Below are 4,870 nucleotides of genomic sequence, written 5' to 3' on the forward strand. Positions count from 1 at the left end.
CCATTATTACCAGTATTACTACGCACCGTTTAAAGACACGGCGACGCAGAAATTCATTTCCAGCCAGCTAAAAACAGAGGTTTCCAGCTCTGGCGGCGCAGCTCGTATTTCATCAGGGCGAAATCTGTCAATTGGCGCAAACGCGCTGGATAACGCAGCCAGTACTATTCTGGCAAATAATAATATTGACCTTTCAGGAAGCACATTCAATAACCAGAGCTGGCAGTCCGGGACGCTTACTGATTATCTGGTTTATACCTATTCTCCAGAGAAATACTCCAATAAACAGTTTGCTGTAGATAACGTTGATGTTTTACCTCCGCGTTATAACGAGGGGAGAAACAGTAAAGGTGAAACTATTGTGCTTCCTAAAGAACGCACAATAACATTTACCCTGGAAGGGCATGACCGGGTTCAGGAAGGGGGGGAAACGTACCGTTCGGTGATTCAGGCGGGCGGTAATGTAAACGCCAGGTTTACTACTTCTATTGGCAACGAAAACGCAACCTCTGGTGGGGGACGGGTTAGCAATATCATCGTTACCCCAACCCTCAACACCCTCAGCAACCAAACCATCAGTAATGGGGTGCAAAAGCAGGCACTGGCAGGCAATGACACGGTGAGCGTCAGTTCCCCTCAGTGGAACGATCGACTGCATGACGCATTGCAGCAGATTAACGGCGCAGGCGCGCTGGAAAGCGGCGGCGTATCAGACGCTACGCTCAACCCTGTTTCTACCACGCAGAAAGGTAACGCCAGCCTCGGCCAACTCAATGGCCTGATTAACCCAGGCGAGAAGGGCGTGAATACTGCCGGGCAAAATCAGGGCAAAACGGTGGATACCAGCGCGTATCCGTTGCCTTCCGGAAAGAACGGGTATTTCGTCGTCTCTGACGATCCGAAAAGCCCGTACCTGATCAACGTTAACCCGAAACTGAACGGTCTTGGTCAGCTCGATCCCAGCCTGTTTGGTGATTTGAATGCGATGCTGGGTATCAAACCTGGCGAAGCGCCGCGTGAAACCAATATTGCGTATACCGATCAAAACCAGTTCCTTGGGTCGGCCTATATGCTCGATCGTCTCAAACTGAACCCGGAATATGACTACCGTTTCCTCGGTGATGCGGCGTTCGATACCCGCTATGTCAGTAACGCCATGCTGAATAAGACGGGAAGTCGATACATCAACGGTATTGGTTCTGACCTTGACCAGATGCGTTATCTGATGGATAGCGCTGCCAGTACCCAGCAGTCGCTGGGACTGACATTTGGGGTGGCGCTGACGGCCGATCAAATCGCGTCCCTTGAGCACAGCATGCTGTGGTGGGAAGCCGCGACCGTCAACGGTGAAACGGTAATGATACCGAAGCTGTATCTCTCGCCGAAAGATATCACCGTAAACAACGGTAGCGTCATTGCCGGGAATAATGTTCAGCTGACCAGCGGGAATATCACCAACTCCGGCAGTACGCTGTTGGCGAGAAACGATCTCACGATCGACAGCCAAAACAGTATTAATAACCTTAACAATAGTCTGATGCAGGCCGGGGGCAATCTCGACCTGAGCGCGATGGGTGATATCAATAACGTCAGCTCCGCCATCAGCGGAAAAACGGTGGCGCTGGAAAGTCTGGGCGGCAACATCAATGACCTGACGCTGGCGGAACAGATTGATGTGAGTGCCAGGGATAAATACCGCAATGTGAGCTTTAAAGATACGTTGCTGGGGTCTGTGGCATCCATTACCGCGCAGGATGGATTGTCGCTCTCGGCAGGTAAAGATATCACCGTTACTGGCGCGAATCTCTCTGCAGGCGGTTCATTGCTGATGGATGCGTGGGGAGATATTGCGGTAAATGCCAACCAGATTAACGATGCCCGGAGCCACTCCGGACGCTGGATAACAGAGACGGGGCGTTCGTCAGTGGACTGGCAGGGTAGCACCATCAGTTCGGGCGGTAAGCTCGGTATCAATGCCGGAAATAACCTCAACGTCACCGCCAGCGATGTTAACGCGGGGGGGAATGCTCAGCTTACAGCGGGTAACGATCTTAATCTGAATGCGGGCTCCACTCAGCAAAGTAGCCGTAACGGCGGCAGTGAATCGCACAGCACCGGGCTTTCCCGTACCACCGTGGCAGCGGGTGACAATCTGCTGTTGAAAGCGGGTCAGGATATTAATTCCYATGCGGCCGGGCTGGCTGCGGAGAATGATGTCGGTCTGCTGGCCGGGCGAGATGTCAACCTGCTGGCTGAAGCAACGACAGACGGYGACAGTTATCGTGCGAAGAAGAAAACCGTGGTCAATGACGCCGTACGCCARCAGGGAACGGAAATTGCCAGCGGCGGCGACGCCGTCATTATTGCCGGGCGTGATGTAAACGCACAGGCAGCGGATGTTACGGCGCASGGCRATATCGGCGTAACGGCAGGCCGGGATGTGAATCTCACGACCGCCACAGAGAGCGATTATCACTACCAGGAAACCACGAAAACCAAAAAAGGATTCCTCAGTAAAARGACTACCCATACGATTGAAGAAGACAGCGCTACGCGGGAAAAAGGCGCGCTRCTGAGTGGGAACAATGTGACGGTCGCCGCCGGGAATAACATTCTGGTACAGGGCTCAGCCGTTGCCGGTGACGGCAATGTGGCGCTGGGAGCTGGCAACAATGTGGATATCGTTGCTGCCACCAATACCGATACYTCATGGCGCTTTAAAGAGACTAAAAAGAGCGGTCTGATGGGGTCGGGCGGGATCGGTTTCACTATCGGTAGCAGTAAAACGACGCACGATCTGCGYGAACAAGGCACYACCCAAAGCGAGAGCTTCAGTACTGTCGGCTCAACRGGGGGCAAYGTCAGTATCACCGCGGGCCAGCAGGCACATMTCGGCGGCGCGGATATCATCGCCCAGAAAGATATTGCTGTTCGCGGCGACAGCGTACTTATTGAACCGGGTCATGACAAACGCACCCGTGATGAGAAGTTTGAGCAGAAAACCAGYGGACTGACGGTGGCGCTGTCGGGGGCTGCTGGTGCTGCGATAAACAGTGCAGTACAAACCGCGCAGGATGTGAAAGATGAGAGTGATGACCGGCTTGCAGCGCTGAAGGCTACGAAGGCGGCGCTTTCCGGCGTGCAGGCGGCGCAGGGTGTTGCAGTTGCTCAGGCCGGTGGCGATCCGAATAACGGTATAGGCGTCAGCATTTCCCTGACTTCCCAGAAATCAAAATCTGAGCAGCATGCCTGGAGTGATACTGYGGCAGGCAGCACYCTGAATGCAGGTAACGACCTGGCTATTGTRGCGACRGGTAAAGGTCAGAGYGGAAACAGCGGCGATATTCTGATTGGCGCAAGCCAGTTGAAGGCGGGTGGGGATACCACGCTTGCGGCAGMGAACGATATCGTACTGAGCGGAGTGGCAAACACCCAGCAGACGRCCGGGAAAAACAGTAGCAGCGGCGGTGGTGTGGGCGTCAGTATTGGCGGGGGGGCYAATGGYTATGGTATTGGCGTCTTCGCTAATGTGAATGCGGCGAAAGGGCATGAGAAGGGTAACGGTACATCATGGGCTGAGACCACGCTTGATAGCGGTGGCACGGTATCGATGGCCAGTGGTCGTGATGCCATTCTGAATGGCGCGCAGGTCAGCGGCGATAAAGTGGTGGCGAATATTGGTCGCGACCTGTGGATGAGTAGCCAGCAGGACAGCAACGACTATAAATCGAAACAGAACAGCGTAGCAGCAGGCGGCAGTTTTACCTTCGGCAGCATGACCGGTTCGGGCTATATCAGTGCCAGCCAGGACAAGATGAAAAGCACTTATGACTCGGTGCAGGAGCAGASCGGGCTTTTTGCTGGCGATGGCGGATTTGATGTGGTGGTGGGACGTCACACACAACTGGACGGTACGGTAATCGCCTCGACGGCGCCAGGGGATAAAAACAGCCTTGATACCGGAACKCTGGGGTTCAGGGACATTCACAACGAAGCAGACTTTAAGGTCAGTCATTCAGGAGCCAGCCTGAGCGGCGGCGGGGCTTTTGGCGGCGATCAGTTTAAAGGTAACATGCCGGGTGGAATGATTTCAGCCGCTGGCAACAGTGGCCACGCGGAAGGCACGACGCAGGCGGCGGTGGCAGACGGCACCATAACTATCCGTGATAAAGCCGGTCAGAAGCAGGACGTGGCGAATCTGAGCCGTGATACGGAACACGCCAACGGCAGCATCAGCCCGATTTTCGACAAGGAGAAAGAGCAGAACCGGCTRAAAGCGGTGGGACTCATCAGCGACATTGGCGGTCAGGCAGCCGATATCGCCAGGACCCAGGGAGAGATTATTGCGCTCAAAGAGGCGCGGAGGGACAATCCAAATCTGCCAGCGGATAAGCTGAAAGATACACCGAAGTACAAGGAAGAACTGGCGAAGTATGGCACGGGCAGCGATATTCAGCGGGGGATTCAGGCGGCAACGGCGGCGCTTCAGGGGCTGGCTGGCGGTGATGTGGGGGCCGCGCTGGCGGGGGCATCGGCACCAGAGCTGGCGAATCTGCTTAAATCGACAGAGGGCAATACTGCGGTAAATGTCATTGCCCACGCGATACTGGGCGGCGCAGCGGCTGCGATGCAGGGTAACAGTGCGGCAGCGGGTGCAGCGGGTGCGGCAACGGGTGAACTTGCGGCCCGGGCGATTGCAGGTATGCTGTATCCAGATGTGAAGGACCTGTCGCAACTGCGTGAGGATCAGAAGCAGACCATCAGCGCGCTGGCAACGATATCAGCAGGGATGGCCGGTGSTCTGGCAGGAGACAGTACGTCATCAGCCGCAGCAGGTGCGCAGGCCGGGAAAAATGCAGTTGAGAATAAT

1 protein-coding gene is annotated in these 4,870 nt (G+C 55.2%); it reads left to right on the plus strand.

Annotation, left to right across the window (positions count from 1 at the left end):
- A partial coding sequence (locus JSN25_RS22075) for a hemagglutinin repeat-containing protein (protein ID WP_233638434.1) occupies window positions 1–4,870 on the plus strand: 4,870 nt, incomplete at both ends.

The organism is Citrobacter cronae, assembly GCF_016893685.1.
GTDB classification, from domain to species: domain Bacteria; phylum Pseudomonadota; class Gammaproteobacteria; order Enterobacterales; family Enterobacteriaceae; genus Citrobacter; species Citrobacter werkmanii.